We start from the raw sequence: 22109 nt of genomic DNA on the forward strand, positions 1-22109 counted from the left end.
GAAACTGATTTTGATTATCTATAGTAATGATTTCTTAAAAACCTACAATAACTTGCCACATGGCGATCGCCAAAACTATACTTGTTAAATGCTGTGGTAATAAAAACTTTAGCGGTTGACGAGCTATTTGTTGTGTTAGCAAAATTGATAGGAGTACGCCAAAAATAAAACTAGTTCCCTGTAAAAAAGCAATTACGGCAGGATGCGCCACTAAAATAGGTAAATTGGCTCCATTCAAACCAAAAGTCGCCATCGTAACTGGTAAAATTTTTCCTCCTTCACTCAAACCCAAACGCAAATAGTGAGCTAGATTACCCGCTAATACCAAAGGTAAATAACCATAAGCAAGCTCGATAAAAGAATAAGCTTTGAAGTTATTATTAACTAAGGCGATCTCCCTCATAAAACCTTGAGCCAACAAGGGTAAAATCGCGGGCAGAAACAGTACCACAATCGCTATTAATCCATGATTGGTAAATCGATCTAAATGCAAATTCAAATTTAGTCTGGCTTCTATTTCTGGTAAATGATGTAAAAACACCGCGTTCAACAGCAAAAATAGTAAGGCGACTTCATAACTACGGGCGGTATGGCTAGTCCATAACTCAATTCCAGGCGGGCGGAGATTAAATTCTACCGAACGATGGGGACAGGCTTTGAGGCAAGTCATACATAATACGCAGTCTCGATTATCCTCCATCTGGGCTGGATGAGAATAAAGAGGACATCCACCCGTTGCCATACCTTCGCCTTTTTGTGGTCCTCCTCGGTAACATTGATAGGTAGTACATTCAGCAGAGCAAGTTCCCTGTTGCGCTCTCAATTCGGTCATCGACAGCTTGGCAAACATACCGTTCATACCGCCAATCGGACACAAATAGCGACACCACAAGCGACGTTCAAAAATAGCCGAACAAATCATTGCTCCTGCGGTAATAATTAGCAACAGCCAGGCAGACAAATAAGCGGTGTTTGGCAAATCCCAAAGTTCTTCCCACAATAAAATTAAAGCAAACAAGCCAAATAAAAACCAACCACCCCATTTTTCAGCAGTTTGACGGGGCCATTTTTTTAATTTGCGGGGAAACAAATATAAGGAAATTTTTTGGGTAATTTCGCCATAGATCATAAACGGACAAAAAGCACACCAGATTCTTCCTAAAAAAGGGAAACCAAGTAATACCAAAGGCCACCACCAAGCCCAAAATATATTGAGGGCAAAGTTTTGTTGTCGGTTTTGAGGAGCGAGAAATAAAACTGCAACGATGAAGGCAAAAAAAGCAGCAGTAAACCAATAATTGATTCTATCGGGATACCAATCACTGCGTAAAAAATGCCGTAGTTTGGGATATTTATCTAATAAATTAAGACGATTTTGTTTTTTCCTGGATTGAGATTGCCAGACGACTTCTTCAGTAATATTTTCATTTTCCTGAAGTTGGGTTAAGGCTCTTTCTACAGTACTTTCTAGCTCTCTTAAATTATTAGGAAAGTCATAAGCCTGTAGTTTTCTCAATGCTTCTGATGTCAGTAATGGTTTTTTAGAAGATTTTTCTTTACCGATTAAGTTGACGTAATATTTGATTTGTTCGTCTAAATCGGCTTTTCTAACTCTTAGTGGTGGAACTTTAATTGAAGTATCTACTTCAGAATTTATCTGAGAAATATTTTTTTCTGAAATCAAAATTATGCGAGCTTGAGATTGTTTGGGGGCTGGTGTTTTCTCTGACGAACGATCGATTGGCGTATATGTTTTAGTTTTTAGTAATTTAGCAATCGCAGGCAATAATTCTGGAGGCAACTGTTCGACATTATTCAGTACTAAAGTCCCCGAGCCTACGGCTTCAATAAGTCCTGGTTTACCACCGCTTCTGCCAAATAAATCCGCACCGCTAGCTTGAATTTTAGCGCAGTCTAACTGAGCGATCGGCTGACGGCGATCGCTAGAACCAAAGTGAATTAATGCTGCAATATTGTCTTTTTCTAGTCCTGGTTCGCCAAAAATCAAAACCGAATCTCGATTGGTTGCAGCTTCTTTAATCTGCGATCGCAGGCGAACGGCGTAGCGACTTCTACCAATAATGCCTCGTCTGGCACGACTGACTAAATAAGGTCTTAAAATTTGCTGGCGTTCTTGCTCGAAAACTAATTGTTCGGATAATTCTTTGACTTCTGTAGCTAGTTGTTGAGAAAAGTTTTGCGTTACTTCGGGATAGCGAGCAACTAATTCTTTGAATTTATCTGCTGCTACAAACCATAGCTGACATTCATCTTTAGTTTTAGCTGTATATTCAGTATCCTTATCTAACAACAAGGCATATAAATTTAAAGCCGAGCCTGGTAAAAAACTCAGATTGCGTGACGGAATTTGACTGTTACTTTCTAAATGACCGCTTTCTAAAATATACAAGCCTTCTGGTGCTTCATTTTCCTTAATAATAGTGCGATCGCCTGCTATAGTTTTGGTTTCTAAAAGTTCTGCTATTTCTGTTAAGAATTCTGTCGATAGACCACTTAATGCAGTTCTTTCCTGTAAAAAATTTGCTAAATCGGGAAAACTCATAATCTTTTGCTCCCAAATACTCTTGCTGTTTGAAATGTGGCGATTGGCGTTGGCGTTGGCAAAGCAAGTCCTTTAAACTCCGACAGCGCATAAGGCGCGATTCGCATTTTTGGTTTTTTAGCTGACAAGTAATAATTAATCTATCTAAAGTTTAGAACAAGCGCAAAAAGGGGTTTTGCTTCGCTCTCCATAACTATCTCTTGAGTTTTTTAATTAAATTATGGCGATCGCCAAAACAATAGCTTATTTATCAGGCGTGCCGCTAAATTTTTTATACTCTTAGACTGAAAATTGCGTTTGAACTGAGTAAATTCTCCTGCATATAACCAAATTCCCTGGCAATCGGGACATTTTTCGTACCATAGTCGCTCTTTATCTATATCTACTATCTGAATCATAGTTTCCTCGCATCGCGGACACCGAATATCGATACTGGTTAAATCGTTCGGCGCGCTATAATTGACACTGCCAATATCCAATATCTCCGAACCTGCAATCGTTTTTAAGGTTTCTGCTTCTAAAGAATCAAACCAAATTCCATGACATCGAGCGCAGCGGTCTACTTCTACATTATGATAAATAACTGTTTTTAATAGACCGTTGCACCTAGGACACTCAAGAGCATTCATCAGTTTTACTGGTATTGCACTGGTTATCTCTTAGCTTATCTGAATCGACCGTAATTAATGATAAAGAATCTGTCAAGAAGAATAATTGGAGTAACTGGTGGTATTGCTACGGGGAAAACTACAGTTACTAATTATTTAGCTACTAAGTACAATTTTCCCGTATTAGATGCTGACCTATATGCTAGAGAGGCAGTAGCTATAGGTTCGCCAATTTTGACAGCTATTTTTATTCGCTATGGCGATCGCCTGAAGTTAGCCGATGGTAGTTTAAATCGCTCGGCTTTAGGAGAGATTATTTTTAATAACTCTGACGAAAAACGCTGGCTAGAAAGCCAAATTCATCCTTTTGTGCGCGATCGCTTTAACAGTGAGTCTCAAAACTTACATGATAAGACTTTGGTTTATGCCATTCCTTTATTGTTTGAGGCTAATTTAACCAATTTAGTAACTGAAATCTGGGTAGTTTATTGCGATCGCGCTATCCAAATCGAACGTTTACAACAACGCGATGGTCTGTCTAGAGAACAGGCTCTGGCACGGATTGACGCTCGGTTTCCTCTAGCTGATAAAATCGAGCGAGCAAATATAGTATTATGCAATAATACGAATAGAGACTTTCTATTGCACCAGGTAGATAAAGCAGTAAAGTCAAGCGATTAAGTGTAAGATTCGTAGCAGCGATCGCCATCTTACAAAAGAACAAATTTTACGTGTAATTTCGTAAGTATAAAGTTTTAGTTAAGTTTTTAGTTTATCAATAAACTGTAGCAACCGTTACAGAAAAAATAGATTATGATTTATGAGGGAAAAACGAGCGGTGAGAATTATATTTTTCTCACCGATTTGAGAAACAATTAGCAATCGCCTTAAATCAAATCTAAATCTCAAGATTACTTGAGAAAATAAGCAATTGGAGGAACAATCGCATGAAATTACAATTTATGGGCAAAAACTATGAAAAAATGCCCACAGACTGGAAAGTCACCGAAGGCAAAGACGGCGGTTTGTATCGCGGCAAACCCTGGAAAGTACATCATTTTAGAGAAGAACACCGTCACCGCCATGACAAAAACCAGCTAACCTATCGTGGCATTCCCTACCATAAAGATTAAAGCTGGTTTCAGTCAATGAAAATACACTATTTTTGTATAGATGGGGCAGATAAAACACCTACTTTAGAAATTGATGAATTTGAGATTACTCATCAACATCGTTTGCCAAATCGCCCCTATCCCTATCTTCGGCATATAACTAGTTTTGAATCTCAAGCTCATCGAGGAAATCGCCTGTCTCATAGCAATATTTCTACAAAATGCCGATTAGATATCGAAACACCATCGGCAAAAATTTTAACGGCAAGTTTTGGCGATTGGCAAAGCCAGCACGCGAAGCGCGATCGCGTTAGGAAATATATTCCTGTTTCTAGCCATAATTGCCTCATAGAACGCTAAATTATCTTTCAAACAAGCTCCCAGGCGCATTACGCGCCTTTTTTTGTCGAACGGCTTTAGAGTACTTAGAGAAATTAGAAAGACTGAAGAAAGCTATAAGACTCAACTGATTTCTACTTTCTACTTGTTTTTATCTAACTTCCTTAAACTTATCTAGTCCCGTAAAGAATTTTTCGCTAAACAAACTCAAAACCGTGCGATTTTCTCTAACTCTGATGTTTGCCTGAACGCCCATACCAGACTGTAAAGGTACTTTTTCACCTCTAATAGTAAGGAATGGTTGGTCTAAACTAACTTTGGCGGTATAGCGGAAAAAATCATAAGGTGGTTCTGGCGGTAAAGAATCTTTACTAATAAACGTTACTTCCCCTTTTACATCGCCAAACTCACTGTAGGGAAAAGCAGAAATTCTAACATCCGTTGCCATTCCTTGGCGTACAAACCCAATATCTTCTGGTTTGATAAATACTTCGGCTACTAGTTCGTCTTCAGGAACGATTTGTAAAACTGGTTCTGCCGCTTGACCTGCTGGAGGAACATAGCCAGGATAGGCTCTCAGGTCAAAGATTTCGCCATCGACGGGAGAAACTATTTTTTGATATTTTAGGGTTTGTTTGGCACCGCTAACTTGACTGTTAAGTTCGGCAATTTGCTTGTCATTCTCAACAATACTTTTATTTAACTGACTGTCAATATCGGCAATACGCTGGCGATTTTCGGCAATTCTATCGAGAATCTCTTTTTCTGACAGGGCTGACGTATTAGTAAGTTCTGCTTGCGCCTGATTGATATCTAAGCGCAATCTTTGTTCTTCTTCTAACAAACGCTGAATTTCTGCTTGGGTAGTTGTTACCTCTTGCTGTTGGCGATCGCGCTCGATCGTGCCTTCGGCTCTTTGCTGCATCAAGGTAGCGCGGCGGTCGTTTACCTCCTGTCGCTGTCTATCGCTCTGAATTTTAGATAGCGCACCTTCTTTTACCAACGGCTCGATTGAATCTAGAGTTTCTTGTTCGATTTTCAAGCTTTCCTCGGCTTGAGCAACTGTTTCTTGATTGCGGCGATCGATTTCTGCCAAGACCTGTTTGGCTGTAGCTAGTTTTTCTCTATTATCACCTAGCTGTAGTTGATTTTGATTTAGCTGTCTTTCTAGCTGTTCGACTTCTAATCTCGCAGCAGCCACCCGAGAATTTAGTTCGGCTTCAGATATTCTCAGTCGGCTTCTTTGTTCGGCAGAAAGATTATTACCATTCCCTCCTAACTGAGCGCGAAGCAACTGATTTTCAGCCTGCAACTCGGCGCGATTGCGGGTTAGAGAGGTTATTTCACTAGGAAGTTTGAGTTTGTTAACCGCTTCGCTAACTCGCTCTGGCTGTATTTCGCCGTTCATTAAAGCCCGATAGAATTTGTTTTCTTGTTGGAGTGACTGACGAACTTGTTGGTAAGAGTCTAACTGTGCCTGAGAAGTAGTCGAATCTAAAACCAATAATAAATCGCCTTTTTGTACTCTTTCTCCTTCTTCTACTGCTACTTCTTCTACCACGCCATTGGTAGGTACCTGAATTTCTTTGAGTTTGCCAATGGGTTTGATTTGTCCCTGGGCAGGAACTACCTGTTCGATTTTAGCGACTGCCGCCCAGAAAACCGTAAATACCGTCACACCTACAATACCCCAAATAATAGCCCGCGACCATTTAGGCGATTGTCGCAGCATAACTGTCTGCTCGAACTTTTCGGGGGCGAACGAGTCCGAACGTCTGGCAAGAGCGGAAGAATCTTCTTGGCTATTCGTACCGACTAGCTGGCTAAAAGTATTAGTTGCTGGGCGATCGCCTGATGCGGTTTGCGCCGCTAGAGAAGATTGAGCGGCAGTTGATTCGGTACCGTTTTTTTTGGGTAACATCGCCAAATTGCGATAAACTCCAGGTCCAATCTGTGCGTAGCCGCGATGCACCGACTTAATTGCGTCGGTGAGTTCTTTAGCTGGGGTTCCCTTAAGCAAATAACCCATTGCGCCACAACTAAGAGAGCTAGAAACATATTCCTGGTTATCAAATGTGCTTAAAACTAGTACTTTGACGTGAGGGAACTTTTGACAGATTATTTTAGTAGCTTCCACTCCGTTCATGCCTGGCATTTCCATGTCCATTAGCAAGACATCAGGTCGAATGCTCTCTAATTTTTTAATGGCTTCTTTGCCATTACTTGCCATATCGATTATTTCCAGGTCTTTATCTGTCTGAATCAAAGCTCTTAGACCTTCGCGAATCATTTTTTGATCGTCTACAATCGCAATTTTTATAGTTTCTTGCTGTAGACTAGTGCGGTTACCCGAAGGATACGCTTCGCGATCGCCATTGTTGCTAGTTAGGTTCATCATAGGTCTATATAAATTATTAGAAAATTTAGTATTGCGAAATTTCCGAACTTTTTGAGAACAATCTCTGTGAGACTACCAAAAGTTGAGTTTTCACCACATACTGGCAAAGATCTACAAAACAGATCTACAAATTCTACCAATGGTCAAATAGGATTGCGATTTCAAAATTCGAGAGATTGTTGCTGGCAAACCAAATCTAGATTATTGAATAACCATGTTTGCAACTCGCAATCATACTCAATGTTTCGCTTTACACTATTACTCCGCTTATGCTTACAAGAAATTACTCAAACTAAAAACATAGTCGGTATTATTTTGCCCAGATCGCTAAAATAATCTCACAATTTAATTAATTCGACTATAACCAATATTTTGATAACTAGACATTAAATGAAGGTTAGAATGCTACGATTGCGTCGTAGCTTTGTGCTACAGTAACAATTCATAACAAGTAGCTGATTGTTCTACAATACAGTAGATAGACATCAATTTTTTTTACTTTAAAATCCCGATATTTTTTATGAGTTCAGCCAAATCTCCCGCCAAAAATCCAGACAAAACTTTACAGTCAATGACCAAGTTTGCCCAACAGTATGCTAGAAGTACTGATACCTATTTTTGTAGTGACTTGTCTGTAACTGCTGTAGTAATTGAAGGATTGGCAAGACATAAAGACGAACTAGGAGCACCTTTATGCCCTTGCCGTCACTATGAAGATAAACAAGCCGAAGTAAAGAATACTTTCTGGAACTGTCCCTGTGTTCCAATGCGAGAAAGAAAAGAATGTCACTGTATGTTATTTATTACTCCAGACAACGAATTTGCTGGCGACAAACAAGAAATCGAGCTAGAGATGATTAAAGAAGTTCGCGAAAATACGCAATCTTAATTGAATTTTAATAAATGTCATCTCCAGCATTTTGGCAGGGTATAGAAGAGTTTAATCAACGGCAATTTTATGCCTGTCACGATACTCTCGAAGCTATTTGGCTCGAAGCTTCAGAATTAGACAAGAGATTTTATCAGGGAGTCTTACAAATTGCTGTAGCGTGTTACCATCTCGGTAACTATAACTGGCGGGGTGCGGTAATGCTGTTAGGAGAAGGTATTAGACGATTGTACGATTACCAACCTTCCTATCACGGTATCGATGTCGAGTTATTGCTGCATCAGAGTATTCAGCTGTTGCACAATCTACAGCAACTCGATCCAGAGCGAGCAGAAGAGTTTTATTGCCAGTTAGCAGCCAAACAACAGCAAAGTAGCGAGCGAGCGTCTGCGGAACTTGCAAATACACTCCACTCATCTAACGAACGTGAAATAGATCTGACTCATGGTTGTCAACTTCCTTACATTCTGAAAGTCTCCGATCGCGCCCAGGGTTAGAACTATAAAATGAGCCGCATTAGGGGAACCGTAACGCTAAATAACTCGTCAAGAGCAAGTGAAGTATATAACTTGTCAGACAAAAATAACTCACGCTATCGATATTTTAAAACCTGCTATCTAGCATCGAAACCGACGGGGTACAAGTTTTTAGCAAAGTTAGCCCCGTTAGTTAGGGGCTTTTAAAATGACAAATAACTCACACACCAATCTATTGGTAAGTCTTATTATTAAGAATTATGTCTGCAAGCTGGCGATCTTTTCGCAATAGAATATTAAAAATTATTACAGTAGTCGCGATCGCTTTTACTCCTGCTAGTGTGTTGGCGCAGAATACAAGTTCGGGAGGAGCGATTACCCTTCGTTCTGACGTTCAAGAATCTAATTCCGAAACTGGAGTAATTACGGCCAGGGGTAATGTCAAAATAGACTATCCAGTCAAACAGCTTCAGGCAACAGCAGCACAAGCACAATATTTTACTCGCGAACGGCGTTTGGTACTGACCGGCAATGTATATGTTTTGCAACAGGGCAACAGTATGCGAGCCGAAACTCTAACCTATTTAGTTGATGAAGGTAAGTTTATTGCTACTCCTAAAGACAATCGCCAGGTAGAATCGACATATATCGTCACCGAACCAATTCCCGATAATAGCGAAGAACAGCTTAATAATTAAGTGAGTTTATTTTTAAAAAATATCCATAAATCTTATGGAAAAAAAGCTATAGTCAGCCGTGTCAATCTCCGCGTTTTACCAGGAGAAATAGTTGGCTTATTAGGTCCTAATGGTGCTGGTAAAACTACCACTTTCTATGTGGCTACGGGAACTGTCGCTCCTAATGAAGGTAAAGTTTTACTTGGAGATCGCAATATTACCAAGCTTCCCCTGCATCAAAGAGCGCGGTTGGGTATTGGTTATCTTACCCAACAACCAAGCATTTTTCGCAATTTGAGCGTTCGCGATAATATTTTATTGGTATTGGAACAAACAGGTATCCCTCATTCTGCTAGAGAAATTCGCCTCCAGCAGATTCTCAAAGAATTTCGCCTCGAAAAAATTGCCACTACTCTCGGTTCTCAAGTATCTGGGGGAGAAAGAAGGCGCACCGAGCTAGCTAGAGCTTTAGCTGCTGGCATTGACGGACCAAAATACTTACTGTTAGACGAACCATTTGCAGGAGTCGATCCTATTGCCGTAGCAGAAATGCAAACAATTATTGCCAAATTGCGCGATCGCGCTATGGGAATTTTGATTACCGATCACAATTTTCGTGAAACTTTAGCTATTACCGACCGCGCTTATGTTTTGCGAGACGGTCAAATTCTTGCTTCTGGTACGACAGAAGAACTATACGATAATCCTTTAGTCAAAAAGTATTATCTGGGAGATAGCTTTAAAATTTGAGCAGAATTCTGATTTCATTCGTATAAGAAGTCTATTTTAATTCTTCCCGTATTAAATAATTATTTAATCTGGTTGCTAATACTCTAACATTCGGTTCTTGTAGTAGAGAAAAATGATCGCCTGGAACTTTGGCAACTTTTAGCTGGGGTGCAATTGTTGGTTGCCAACCAAGGGTAGGAAACAATAATAAAGCGAGTTTACGGCTAAAAAACGAATGATAACTGGCTTTAGTTGCCACAAATAAAGATACTGGTAGTTCGTAAGGTCGAATAATATAAGAATCTCGTCGCTCGGCAAGAGAGCGATCGAGATGGGAACGGGATTTTGTCTGACTATGTACGGAGGGAGACTCGGTAATTCCCAAAAGACGAGTTAACCGATTCCAATTAGTCCGCAGCGTATAGTCAAGGTGCTGATATAGTCGATAGCTTGGCTGAGTGCCAAAAGTATCTAACAAAAATAGCATCGCTGCCGGTTTGCCTATCGCTTTAAGCTGTTGGCAAATTTCCCAAGCCAGAAAACCGCCAAAAGAATAGCCACAGAAAAAATAGGGAGGATCGGGCTGTACGGCTAAAATATCACGTAGATGATAGGCGGCTAGTTCTTTGATTTGGCGGCTAGTGCCTTCAATTGCATAGTAACCAGACTCTAAAAAATACAAACCTCGTTCTGGGTCGATATATTTAGCTAATGAAGCGATTTCATCGTAGGCGTTAGCGCAGATAAATAGCGGCGGTTTAATACTGCGATCGCGTACTGCTACCATCAACGAGTTAGGACGATTGCGCTTACCACCGCGACCCGCAACAATAGTTAACAATAATCTAGCTTGTTCGGGCGAAATACTAGAAAAAATTGGCAAGTCATTAACAGAGCGATTCGAGCGCAAGCTTGTCGCCATTTGTTCGATAGTATTTAACGTCGATAGAGTTTCTATAGATAGGGTTTTATTTAAGGTGCGTTCGACTGCGACTATTAAATTCATCGCTAAGATCGAATTACCCCCCAAATCGATAAAATTACTTTTTACACCAATGGGACTAACCTGAAGTATTTTTTCCCAGATTTGAACTAGTTTTGCTTCTAAGCGATCGCGTGGAGCGACATATTCATCATCGATGGCGCGATCGCGTAAATTTACTGGCGGTAGAGCCAGGCGATCTATTTTACCGTTGAGAGTTTGGGGCAAACTGTTTAAAGTTACAAAGGCAGTGGGAATCATGTAGGCTGGCAACTGTTGCTTGAGAAAATTCCGCAGTTCTTGGGGAGAAGGACTTTGGCTTGCGACAACCACATAAGCAACTAAAGTTTTATTCCCTGACGAGTCATTAACGTCAATAACAACTGCCTCTGTAACGTTGGGGTGTTGCTTAATAACTGCTTCGATTTCGCCAACTTCAATGCGAAAACCACGAATTTTAATCTGGCGGTCGAGACGACCCAAACAGTCTACCGTCCCGTCTTCCAAATAACGAGCTAAATCTCCAGTTTTATATAGGCGAGCTTCCGTTCTCTTGTCAAAAGGATCTGGGATAAATTTAGCTGCGGTCAGTTCGGGTCGATTGAGATAACCCCTTGCCAAACAATCACCACCGATATGTAACTCCCCAGGTACGCCAATTGGTACGGGTCGCAAATGGCGATCGAGAATATAATATTTAACATTATTTAAAGGACGACCGATGGAAATAAAGTCTGAAGCAGTAACTTCACAAGCAGACGACCAAATAGTTGCTTCTGTAGGACCGTACATATTCCAAAGGCGATCGCATATAGGTAATAACTGCTCGGCTAAGTCTTTAGATAGTGGTTCTCCACCAGAGAGAATTTTTAATTGAGGACTGCCTTGCCATCCCGCAGCTAATAATAATTGCCAAGTTACTGGGGTAGCCTGCGCGATCGTAACTTTATGTCGCGACAAAACTCGATCTAATTGTCTGCCATCTGCTGCAACTCGACGACTGGCTATAATTAATTTCGCTCCTACTATTAAAGGCAGAAAAATTTCAGCAACGGAAATGTCAAAGCAAATTGTCGTCACTGATAATAAAGTATCTTCGGCAGCAATCCCTGGCTTACCGTCGATCATTGCAGTTAATAAATTAACTGCCGTGCGATGCTCGATTTGTACTCCTTTAGGTTTACCCGTAGAACCAGAAGTATAAATCACATAAGCTAAATTATTAGGAGCCAGGTAACTTGTTAGTTCGCAACTGCTTTGAGCGAAGGAATTTATACCTCGATCTAGATAGACGATTTGTAGCGACTGCGAAATAGTTAAATCTAAATTAAGATTACTTTGAGTTAGTAAAACACTTAGTTTGGTATCTTCTACCATGTAGTTCAAACGTTCGACTGGATAAGTCGGATCGAGAGGCACATAAGCACCACCAGCTTTAAGTATTGCTAATATTCCTACTATCATTTCGGGCGAACGTTCGACACAAATACCCACCAAAACGTTTGATTTTACTCCCAATTCTTGTAAGTATGCGGCGAGTAAATTAGCTCGCTCGTCTAGTTCTCTGTAAGTAAACTCTTGGTTGTCAAAAACTAAAGCAATTCGTTCTGGCGTTTTTCGAGCTTGTGCTGCTACTGCCTGATGGAGACATAAAAAATTAAGATTTTTATCGGTCTTAGTATCGTTCCAGGTTGTCAGAATCTGCTGTTGTTCGGCAGCAGTTAATAAAGGTAAATCGATAATATTGCTTTCAGGACTGGCGATAATTCCTTCAAGTAAGGTTTGCCAGTGTTTTAGCATTCTGGCAATTGTTTGAGCTTTAAACAAATTGCAATTATAAGCAAACTTACAAGCTAAACCTTCTGTTTTTTCGATAATTTCTAAAATTAAGTCTAGATCTAATTTTTCTGTATCAAAGTAATTTGTTTGGCTCTGTAAATCGCTACTTTTAAACTGAAAAAATACTCGAATTAAATGAAAATTATTAGTAACTAAATCGATATTGGATTTATGAGAAAGCGCGATCGCTCGTTCGAGTTTGAGGGTTAGTCGATCGAAATTGAGATCGTCTTCTAACTGCAAGCGCACAATGCTCGACTGAAAATCTTTATCGGCAAAAATTTGAGTTCCTATAGCGATATCTTTTTGGCTCGTGTAGCGATCGAGCAGCAAATAAAAAGCGGCGAGCAATTTAGTAGATAATTTGCTACATACGAATTTGTCTGAATATCTTAATAAATCATACTGTCGGCGATCGAGAAGTAAACTTTGACTGGCTTGTTTGTAGGTTTTAAGACTCGATCGCGGTATGTCTGTGGGTAATTCTACAATTGGTAATTTGTCGCTTTCCACCGATATTTTTGTCTTTGTATTATAAAAAAAACTTATGTGTTAGCAATGGCGTTCTATTAACACATAAAATAAAGCCACGTATTTCTTATATACGTTTAAAACAAAATTTGCATTCATTTTAAGTGCAATAGCGACGATAATAGCTGACAATAAATTTCGAAGTCTAAATATTATTTAACCATTATTTATAATATTTAGGAAAAAATTTAGATAAGACACAAATATACAGCAGTTTTTTGCTACTAGTACTATAGATAGAGCAACCGTTTAAAAATCTCGAAAGCCTTACCAACCAATAGAACTCCAGTTCTATTAAAGAGTTGCTGGCAAGCAGACAAGCCGTAGAAGTAATTTTTCTACGGCTTTATGACATACAATTTATTTCGTTAAGTTATCAACATAGAAGGTGAAAAAAGGTAAGGTTGCCTTACCATCTCTAATCATCTTGTAGAACAAAGATCGATTGGGTATAAGAACTTTTGTATTAATAACAATTATTAGTTATTAATGAGCAAAATCGATGTGTTCAATGCTCATTGTTCGTTGTTCATTGTTGCTTTGTGCGGCTATGATGACGGCGATCTACAACAATTACTTCGGGATGTTCTCGAATAACTTCATAAATGACCCATTCTCGAACCCTATAGTCTTGCAAAATTGTTTCCGCACCTGATATATCGGCTTCATTTCCTTCTATCATTACTAGATATTCACCCTTATTAACCAGATCGTTATAAACTCGCGCCGTATCAACAGGAATATCTAAGTGAATCAAAGCTTGAGTTAAATCGATTGCCGTTTCGCTAGCAGTGCTAGAGTTTTGTGGAGTAACGCTACTAATTCGAGTATCGAAGCGATCGCGTAAAGATTTACACGATTGAGTATCTACGATTTTTTTTTCTGTCTCCAAGTCTTGAGCAATAACAAAAACTCGCTCTAAAGAATAATGAGAAGCGTCGAGTTTTTTTAATGCAGCTTCAGTATCTGCACGATCTTGAAAGATGCCTATTGCTCTTTGAAAGTTTGCCATAGCTATTTTTGCCTATCTTTAGAAGAATTGTTTAATTTTGATAGGTACGATTGCTATATTCTCTTGTATTAAAAGAAATTTCTATTAAGCCAAAGGTAGATTTCTGTCCGAAGTATTATCCCTCCATCGTTCCCGAATAAACTAGACCACGCTTGGCATCTACGGTTAAAATCGCTCCTTCTCGAATAGTTTCTGTAGCATCTTTAACGCCGACGATTACAGGAATACCCAAACGCAAACCGATTACTGCCGCATGACTGGTAAGATTGTCTTCTTCAGTAATGATTCCTGCGGCTTGCCGAATCAGATCGACAAATTGAGCATTAGTTCTGGGTGCGACTAAAATTTCACCTGGATTAAAATCATTAATTTCTAGAGCATCATGGGCAACTCTGGCTCTACCGCTAATCGAACCTTGACCGATGCCAGTACCCTGACCCAATAAAGCTTTAACTAATTCTACTTTAATTAGATCGGTAGAACCCGAAACCCCTTGTAAAGTTCCAGCGGTCATGACCACCAAATCTCCTGCAAATAGCCAATTTTTTTCTTGAGCTACATTGATTGCTGCCTGAAAAGTTTGACTGGCTGAAGCAAGATCTAAAACCAGAAGCGGTTTTACTCCCCAAACCAACTGTAGCCTCCGAGCTACATAAACGTGAGGAGTAATAGCTAATATGGGAGTTTTAGGGCGAAATTTAGAGACATTGCGAGCGGTAGCACCCGTTTTAGTTAAAGTCATAATTGCCGCTGCTCCCAACTGTGCTGCGATCTGTCCGACAGCCGCTGAAATTGCATGAGTGATCGATCGCTTGGGATGAGTATCAAATACTTTAGGCTTTTGTTCTCTTTCGATACGACAGGCAATTTGTGCCATTGTAGCTACGGCTTCAACGGGAAATTTACCTACAGCAGTTTCATTAGATAGCATTACAGCATCAGTACCATCCAAAATCGCATTGGCAACGTCGGAAACCTCAGCGCGAGTAGGACGGGGATTGTTGACCATGCTGTCTAACATTTGCGTGGCGGTAATTACAGGAATGCCCAATTTGTTAGCACTGGCGATTAAGTTTTTTTGTAAAATTGGTACGTCTTCAGCGGGTAACTCAACACCAAGATCGCCTCTGGCAACCATAACTCCATCGCAGAGAGAAAGAATCGCATCGATCTGTTCGATCGCCTCGTGTTTTTCAATTTTGGCAATTACGGGAACGGATTTACCCGCACTAGCAATTAAATCTTTAATTTCGAGAATGTCTTGTGGATTGCGGACAAAGCTGAGAGCGATCCAATCTACTCCCTGATCCAAACCAAACATCAAGTCTTCGCGATCTTTGTCTGTCAGAGCTTTGACCGAGAGGAACACACCAGGAAAATTAACCCCTTTATTACTAGAAAGCTCTCCTCCTACAACCACCCGACAGTGAAGGCTTCGAGCAGCAAGATCGACTTTTTCTACCACCATTTCGACTTTACCGTCATCGAGTAAAATTACGGCATTTTCGGGAACTTCTTCGGCTAGTTTACTATAGCTGATCGAGGCAATTTCGGTATTGCACTCGACGGGACGACTGGTAAGCACGAAGGGATCGCCCGATCGCAGCATAATTTTACCGCAGGCAAATTTACCCAAACGAATTTTTGGTCCCTGTAAGTCTTGTAAAATTCCTACGGGTTGATTTAGTTCAAACGCTGTCTGACGAATCAATCGTATGGCTTTTTGATGGTCTTGTTGCGTACCATGTGAAAAGTTGATTCTCAGAGTTGTCGCTCCTGCTTTAATCAGCCGACGCAGGGTATCAGGTTCGAGAGTAGCAGGTCCCACAGTAGCAACAATTTTGGTTCGGCGAGGAGATTTTGGCGATCGCATTGCTTTCATCTAGTATATATAGGGGTTCTCTCTCAAATGAGACATGATTTTTTGGCGCGTTAAAGGAAAATTATACTGGATTTGAGTATTTTAATCTTGCATATCTGCTACTACTTTTGCAGGAGTGGTTAAGAAAATAAGCAGGAAGTAGAGCTTGTGTAGTCTACAATACAAACAAACCGCAATTTTTTCTTAAAGATAATCTCAATTCTGGACTAAAAATCGAGATTATTAATGAAAAAAACCCTATTTGCTCTCAATTTCAATCGCCGTTTGCCCATCGCAGCTATTGCTTCAATTTCTTGTTTACTCTCAACTTCTAAAATAATTTCTAATTCTGTTAATGCTGCTGAAGAACCGCTAGTCATCAAATCGACACCAGAAAACGTTGTTTGGGGAGAATTATTCAAACCCGATAGTCAACCAATTATGACTGTGCAATCAGGCGATCGCGTTACTATTGAAACGGTTTCTCACGAAGGCATTTTACCAGACCAGGGAGATACAGTAGAGTTTTTTACCTCGGCAGGAATTGCCGAACAAGATATCCTACCCGACCAACTAGCGGTTAAAAGTCAAATTGAAAGAACTGCACCAGGACCTCATGTAATTACTGGTCCAGTCTATATAGAAGGTGCAGAACCAGGAGACGTATTAGAAATCAAAACGGTTAATATCGATTATCGCGTTCCCTATGGTGTAATTTCCAATCGCCATAGTAAAGGTTCTCTACCAGGAGAATATCCTCTCAACGATGCTGAAATCTATACCAAAGTGATTCCTCTAGATATAGAAAGAGGAGTGGGTATCTTTCGCCCTAGTAATGACAAACCAGACATTGAAATTCCCCTCGCACCCTTTATGGGCATTATGGGTGTAGCTCCTGCAGATCCAGAAGAAGCGGTAAACTCGGTGCCTCCAGGTAAATACGGTGGCAACATCGATATCAAACGTCTTACCGTAGGCTCTAGTATTTACCTACCAGTACAGGTTCCAGGAGCATTATTTTATACGGGAGATCCCCACTGCGCTCAAGGTAATGGGGAAGTTGCCCTTACCGCGATCGAATGTTCTCTTACCCCTACTTTTGAACTAATAGTTCATAAAAACAAACCGTTAGATGGTCCAATGGGAGAAACTGAAGATGCCTGGTTGGCGATTGGCTTGGATGAGGATCTAGACGAAGCAATGAAAAAAGCAGTCAGAGAATCACTCCGCATTATGGAAGAAGAATATGGTATTACCAAGCAAGATGCTTTATTATTTGGCAGTGCGGCGGTTGACTACGAAGTTTCTCAAGTTGTTGATATTGTTAAAGGAATTCATGGCGTTATTCCCAAGGCAGTTTTGCAACCAGCTTTAGTGAATGAGTAAATATAGTATTTAAAAACTATGTGCGGATATAATTTCTTTGGGAATTACAGTAGATCCTTAAAAGTATTCATTGTTTGTCAAACAATGCTCTGCTATTGCGATATCAAAAGAAAAACTTTTTAATTCCCAAAGAAATCCTAAAAAAAATTAGCCATAAAATTTAACACAATTAGCTCGATAAAGATGTTGGGGAACCAAAATTATTTTCAGCTTCTATGTCTGCATCTACATCTATCTCAAAATCGAGCGTGTCATTTTCTGCACCAGAAATTATGTCTAATAAAAACAAGCAAGTTTCAAAGCTGATAAATATTTAGTAGGAAACGCAAACAAAACTGAATAACATTGTTAGCTATAGTTAAGTATTTTTAATGAAGTAATTTTTGATTTAAATTTGCCAAATCTATGTTTATACGGTGTCGATAACATTAAAAAATATTTAAGATTGAGAAGCTTAAAAGAAAAACCGTGCGTTATTGGCTGCTAACACACGGCAAAATTTACGACGCTTAAGTCTATCTATATGGTTAGCAAAAAAAATTGTGAGATATGATTTTTTTTTGCTGTTCAAACATAAATCCGAGCTATTAACTTTGTCGCCAGCAATTTTACCGAAAAAACATGATTGAGTATGTATAGTACAAATATTAGTTAGTAGAATTTACTTAAATAGAAGATACTGATTATTAAAAAGCGGTAAAATAAAACAAAAATAATCGCTCGAAGTAATACAAGAGGTTAGTACATGCAGGCAGGTTCGGATTTAGATAAGCGTAAGTTACTCTCGGCTGGTTGTCACGCTTCTATATTTATTAGTGCGCTTATTGTTTCTATTGGTATTCCCGTGGCAATTATGTTTGTCTCTGAAGATGCGATCGTTAAAGAAAACGCTACCGAAGCGATTAACTTTCATCTTAACGTTTGGGCAATTGGAGTTGTAATTACCGTATTGTCTTTTATTACCTTTGGTTTATTAGGTCTAATTCTCGCGCCTATTTGGTTAATCTATCATTGGGGTCTATCAATTTGGGCAGTTATTCATACTCTTAACAGTCCAGACAAAGCTTTCCGCTATCCCTTTATCTTCCGTCTGATATGAAAACTTTCGTCAAATTGCTGGTTTCACTGTCGTTCGCCCTCTGGCTGGGGGCGATCGCCATTTTTTCGATCCAAAATATTCAACCTGTATCCCTTAAATTTATCACCTTTGAGTCAATTTCTATTCCTGTAGGAGTGTTGCTAGCTTTTTGTGTGGGTGTAGGAACAATCTTGGGTTCGTTAATGCCGCTTTTGTGGCAAAGACGGAGAAGACAGTATTAACTAGATAAATAGTAGGAAATAATATTAGGCTTTAGAGAAGTGAAGCAATAAATAGTAGTTAGTGGGTAGTTGACAATAAAGTAAAACTTATTTGTTATTCATTACTCTTCGTCTCATTTTCCATGCAGCAAGACATAAAAGCAGGGAACTATAAATAGAGTCAGCAAAGTTGCCAGAGCCAAACCGGAAAAAACTACAACTCCCAATGGTTGTAAGAGTTCTGCTCCTTCACCAATACCGAGAGCTAAAGGAAACATTCCTAAAACTGTCGTAATAGTAGTCATCAAAATCGGTCGCAGTCTAGCGGTTGCCGCACTTATAATTGCCGTAGCGCGTAGCGAAGCACAGCCCGGCGTATAGCCCTGTCCGTTAGGCTTATCGCATTGTTCCTGTCGTAGCTGATTGGCGAGTTCCACCATAACGATCGCATTATTAACCACAATTCCTACTAAAAGAACCGCACCTACTAAGACAGTGGCACCAACGGCAGTATCAGTAATATACAATCCCAAAATGCCTCCTGCCAGAGCCAGAGGAACGGTAAATAAGATTATCAAAGGATCGATTAGAGAATTATACTGAACCGCCATCACTACAAATACTAGAAAAACCGCCAAACCTCCCAAAATCTTAAGCGAGTTTTGCACTTCCTGACTGGAGTTGGCTGCATAGCTGGGCAAAATATTAATGCCGTCTGGCAATTCGATTTCAGCCATAATTGACTGTAATTCTGCCATTGCTTCACTAAAGACAGCTTCTTCATTAAATTCACCGACAATGATAAAGACGTTACGTTGGGCGAGTCTTTGAACTTCTCCTGGTGCTTCGGCTAGAGTTATCGAAGCCACATCCTGTAGATTTATCGTACCGCCTCGGTTTGTCAGTATTGGTAGCTGCTCTAATTCTGTAATAGACTGACGAGAACTTTCATTCAAGCGAACTCGCACATCTACCAGGCGATCGCCTCTTTGTAGTTGGGTAGCGACAGTACCGCTAATTGCAGTTTGTACCGTCGTTCCCAAATCGGTTACGGTCAATCCTAAATCTGCCAAACGGGCGGGATCGGGGATTATCTGGACTTCTAGAGGTCTGGGATCGTTGCGAGTGCGATAGCGGGCTTTAGTAGCGCGATTATCTAACATTTCTAAAACCTCATTACCAGTTTGTTCTAGTAGGTCGAGATTTGCTCCCTGTAAAATTAAATCGATATCTTCGTCTACAGGAGAATTATCTAGAGTCAAACCCCTAACCGATTCGGGAAAAACAACCAAGCGAGTATCGACTAGGTTTAGCTGTTGAAATTGGTTTTCGACTCGTTCGACATAAGCTTCAACATCACTATTGGGTTTGAGGGTAATAGTCCCAGAACTACGCAAAGGATTATCAATGGTGCTACTACCAAATAAAAAACCACCTGCGGCAGTAAAAGCGTATTCGGTTTCTGGTTGATTCAATAAAATTTCGTCTACTGCTTGCATTACCCTTCGATTGGTTTCTAAATTGGTTCCTGGGGGAAAGCTGGCATAAAGTCGTGCCTGTCCCGTATCTATAGAAGGTAAAATTTCTTGGGGAAGTTGCTGTAGCATTGCATAGCTACTACCGCCAAATATGGCAAAGGCTAAAATGATGACGATGAGGCGATGGCGAATTACTCTCGTTAAAATGTTTCGATAACTCTCAGTTGCTCTAGTAAAGGCGCGATCGAACCAGACTAAAAAGGGGAATTTAGCAATCTTGCTGCTGCGTTTTATACCCAACAGACGCGAGGCTAACATCGGAACTACAGTCAAAGCCAACAGCAAAGAAGCCGCGATCGCAAAGCTAATGGTTAAAATTAATTCTTGAAATAATAAAGAAAATAAACCGCCAATTAACAAAAAAGGCACAACTGCAACTAAATTAGTGGCGGTAGATGCCACTAATGCCGACTCTACTTCCTGGCTGGCTGCGATCGAATTTGTCAGATAGTTGCGGTTATCTCTACCTCGTTTTCTAACTGTCAGCACGATATTTTCTAGCATCACGATGGAGTTATCGACGACAATACCTACCCCTAATGCCAATCCGCCCAAACTGAAGATGTTAATTGACAAGCCAAATAGCTTCATGAGAATAATGGCGGTAAGGATCGCCAGGGGAATTGCCGTAGCAATGATAAATGTCTGACGCAAAGAACCCAGAAACAACAAGACGGCGATCGCTGCCAACACCGTACCGATTAATCCTGCCGTAATCAGATTGGCAATGGAATTACGAATAAAGATCGCCTCATTTTTGGTAGTAATTAACTGCATATCCGCAGGAATAGTTCCTACAGCTTGCATATTTGCCAGTTTGGTTTTAATTGCCTGAGTAACGCTAATAGTATTAGCTTCTGGTTGTTTCTGCACGCTAACCTTAATTGCAGGTTTGCCATTTAGTGAGACAAATACCCGCTGTTCTGCAGTACCGTCGGTAATACGCGCCACATCCTCTAAATAGACCAGTCTACTAGCACCTGCTTCATTAGCTAAATTCAAACGAAGATTGCGAATTTCGGCGACGCTTTGCCATCTACCCGTAGTTCTCACTAAAGGTTCGCCTGTTTCACCTTGCAGCCTACCGCCAGCCAAATCGCGATCGCCCTGGGCTAAAGCTTCTTCAACGGTATTAAAACCAATTCCCAAAGCCTGTAATCTCTGCAAATCTACATCAATGCCAATTTCTTCGGTCAATCCTCCCGATACCTCTACCGAAGCCACACCTGGAATGATGTTTAACTCTCGTCCTATTTCTTCTTCGGCAAATATTCTTAATTCTAGATTGTCTAACGAAGCTGACTCTACTGCAAATTCATAGAATGGTTCTTCCGAAGGTGAAAACTTATATAGGCTGGCATTTTCAACTCCATCGGGTAAAACGCGATCGCGGTTGCGATTAAAAATTGCCGTAGCATCTGCTAAAGCGCGATCGATGTCTTCTCCTGGTTGAAAATAAAGATCGATACGAACGCTGCCTTCTCTGGTACGAGAAAATATTTGTTCGATCCCTTCAGTAGCACTCAAAATGTCTTCTAATGGTTTGGTTACTTCTTCAACCACTACGGCAGTAGAAACGCCTGGAACATCGAGGCTCAAACCGATACGAGGATAGGTAATAGCTGGCAATAAATCTACCTGTAACCTGAAGATAAAGACTACGCCGACTACAATTGCCGCCAATGCAACCATCAAAGTTCCAATATGACGTTGAATAGCAATGCTGCTAATAGAGATTGATTTCATTAATGAGAGCCATAAGCGAGCGGCAATTCGATTTTAACGTAAGGACAAAACTTCGCCCTTCTATAACTTGTGTTGCCGCTCAAAAAAGCCCTGTCTCAATGAGATAGGGCTTAATAAATATATT

Annotated in this window: 17 protein-coding genes; 10 read left to right on the plus strand and 7 right to left on the minus strand. The window is 40.2% G+C overall.

The genetic code is table 11. The features are described from left to right. Positions 1 to 34 precede the first annotated feature (34 nt). Complete coding sequence (locus tag KV40_RS02425) at positions 35 to 2563, minus strand: sigma 54-interacting transcriptional regulator (RefSeq protein ID WP_036477654.1); 2529 nt, start codon at positions 2561 to 2563, stop codon at positions 35 to 37. Positions 2564 to 2781: 218 nt separating this feature from the next. After that, positions 2782 to 3192: a zf-TFIIB domain-containing protein gene (locus KV40_RS02430; RefSeq protein ID WP_036477655.1), complete on the minus strand. Its 411-nt coding sequence runs from the start codon at positions 3190 to 3192 to the stop codon at positions 2782 to 2784. Positions 3193 to 3249: 57 nt separating this feature from the next. On the opposite strand from KV40_RS02430, the gene coaE reads away from it, so the two are divergent. The 3 genes from coaE to KV40_RS02445 all read left to right on the plus strand — a co-directional run bounded on the left by coaE (position 3250) and on the right by KV40_RS02445 (position 4643). Continuing rightward, entirely contained in the window at positions 3250 to 3852 is a 603-nt protein-coding gene (gene coaE, locus KV40_RS02435; RefSeq protein ID WP_172657217.1) for a dephospho-CoA kinase, read from the plus strand. Between the two features lie 266 nt (positions 3853 to 4118). Beyond that, positions 4119 to 4304 (plus strand): DUF4278 domain-containing protein, encoded by a 186-nt coding sequence (locus tag KV40_RS02440; RefSeq protein ID WP_036477658.1) that lies wholly within the window; start codon positions 4119 to 4121, stop codon positions 4302 to 4304. A gap of 15 nt (positions 4305 to 4319) precedes the next feature. Beyond that, positions 4320 to 4643, plus strand: coding sequence for a hypothetical protein (locus KV40_RS02445; protein ID WP_036477659.1), 324 nt, complete (start codon positions 4320 to 4322; stop codon positions 4641 to 4643). A gap of 130 nt (positions 4644 to 4773) precedes the next feature. Here the strand turns inward: KV40_RS02445 and KV40_RS02450 are convergent, their stop codons facing one another. Next, positions 4774 to 7020, minus strand: a complete 2247-nt coding sequence (locus KV40_RS02450) for a response regulator (RefSeq protein WP_253274138.1) — start codon at positions 7018 to 7020, stop codon at positions 4774 to 4776. Positions 7021 to 7540: 520 nt separating this feature from the next. Here KV40_RS02450 and KV40_RS02455 point away from each other — a divergent pair. The 4 genes from KV40_RS02455 to lptB all read left to right on the plus strand — a co-directional run bounded on the left by KV40_RS02455 (position 7541) and on the right by lptB (position 9812). After that, positions 7541 to 7909, plus strand: coding sequence for a ferredoxin-thioredoxin reductase catalytic domain-containing protein (locus KV40_RS02455; RefSeq protein WP_036477662.1), 369 nt, complete (start codon positions 7541 to 7543; stop codon positions 7907 to 7909). 14 nt (positions 7910 to 7923) lie between these two features. After that, complete coding sequence (locus KV40_RS02460; RefSeq protein ID WP_036477664.1) at positions 7924 to 8406, plus strand: DUF309 domain-containing protein; 483 nt, start codon at positions 7924 to 7926, stop codon at positions 8404 to 8406. A gap of 239 nt (positions 8407 to 8645) precedes the next feature. Further along, positions 8646 to 9083 carry an LptA/OstA family protein gene (locus tag KV40_RS02465; protein ID WP_036477667.1) on the plus strand — a complete coding sequence of 146 codons (438 nt, stop codon included), beginning with the start codon at positions 8646 to 8648 and terminating at the stop codon, positions 9081 to 9083. Continuing rightward, positions 9084 to 9812, plus strand: coding sequence for an LPS export ABC transporter ATP-binding protein (gene lptB, locus KV40_RS02470; protein ID WP_036477669.1), 729 nt, complete (start codon positions 9084 to 9086; stop codon positions 9810 to 9812). It begins immediately after the preceding gene. A 31-nt stretch (positions 9813 to 9843) separates the two neighbouring features. On the opposite strand, the gene KV40_RS02475 is transcribed toward lptB, so the two are convergent. The 3 genes from KV40_RS02475 to pyk form a co-directional block, all read right to left on the minus strand. Continuing rightward, on the minus strand, positions 9844 to 13125 hold the full coding sequence (locus tag KV40_RS02475; RefSeq protein ID WP_052055282.1) for a non-ribosomal peptide synthetase: 3282 nt from the start codon (positions 13123 to 13125) through the stop codon (positions 9844 to 9846). 547 nt (positions 13126 to 13672) lie between these two features. Further along, positions 13673 to 14155: a hypothetical protein gene (locus KV40_RS02480; RefSeq protein WP_036477672.1), complete on the minus strand. Its 483-nt coding sequence runs from the start codon at positions 14153 to 14155 to the stop codon at positions 13673 to 13675. Positions 14156 to 14270: 115 nt separating this feature from the next. Next, positions 14271 to 16028: a pyruvate kinase gene (gene pyk, locus KV40_RS02485; RefSeq protein ID WP_036478062.1), complete on the minus strand. Its 1758-nt coding sequence runs from the start codon at positions 16026 to 16028 to the stop codon at positions 14271 to 14273. A gap of 234 nt (positions 16029 to 16262) precedes the next feature. Between pyk and KV40_RS02490 the strand changes: the two genes are divergently transcribed. From KV40_RS02490 to KV40_RS02500, 3 genes are all read left to right on the plus strand, one after another. Next, on the plus strand, positions 16263 to 17402 hold the full coding sequence (locus KV40_RS02490; RefSeq protein WP_052055283.1) for an acetamidase/formamidase family protein: 1140 nt from the start codon (positions 16263 to 16265) through the stop codon (positions 17400 to 17402). Between the two features lie 745 nt (positions 17403 to 18147). Next, the gene (locus KV40_RS02495) at positions 18148 to 18501 is read left to right on the plus strand and encodes a DUF4870 domain-containing protein (RefSeq protein WP_036477674.1); all 354 of its coding nucleotides are present in this window, start codon (positions 18148 to 18150) and stop codon (positions 18499 to 18501) included. Next, a complete protein-coding gene (locus KV40_RS02500; protein ID WP_036477677.1) occupies positions 18498 to 18722 on the plus strand; it encodes a lipopolysaccharide assembly protein LapA domain-containing protein in 225 nt (74 codons plus the stop codon). Before KV40_RS02495 ends, KV40_RS02500 begins: the two co-directional genes overlap by 4 nt. 113 nt (positions 18723 to 18835) lie before the next feature. Here KV40_RS02500 and KV40_RS02505 read toward each other — a convergent pair whose 3' ends face one another. Beyond that, complete coding sequence (locus KV40_RS02505; protein ID WP_036477680.1) at positions 18836 to 21985, minus strand: efflux RND transporter permease subunit; 3150 nt, start codon at positions 21983 to 21985, stop codon at positions 18836 to 18838. Positions 21986 to 22109 lie beyond the last annotated feature (124 nt).

Origin of the sequence: Myxosarcina sp. GI1 (assembly GCF_000756305.1) — a bacterium.
Lineage (GTDB): Bacteria > Cyanobacteriota > Cyanobacteriia > Cyanobacteriales > Xenococcaceae > Myxosarcina.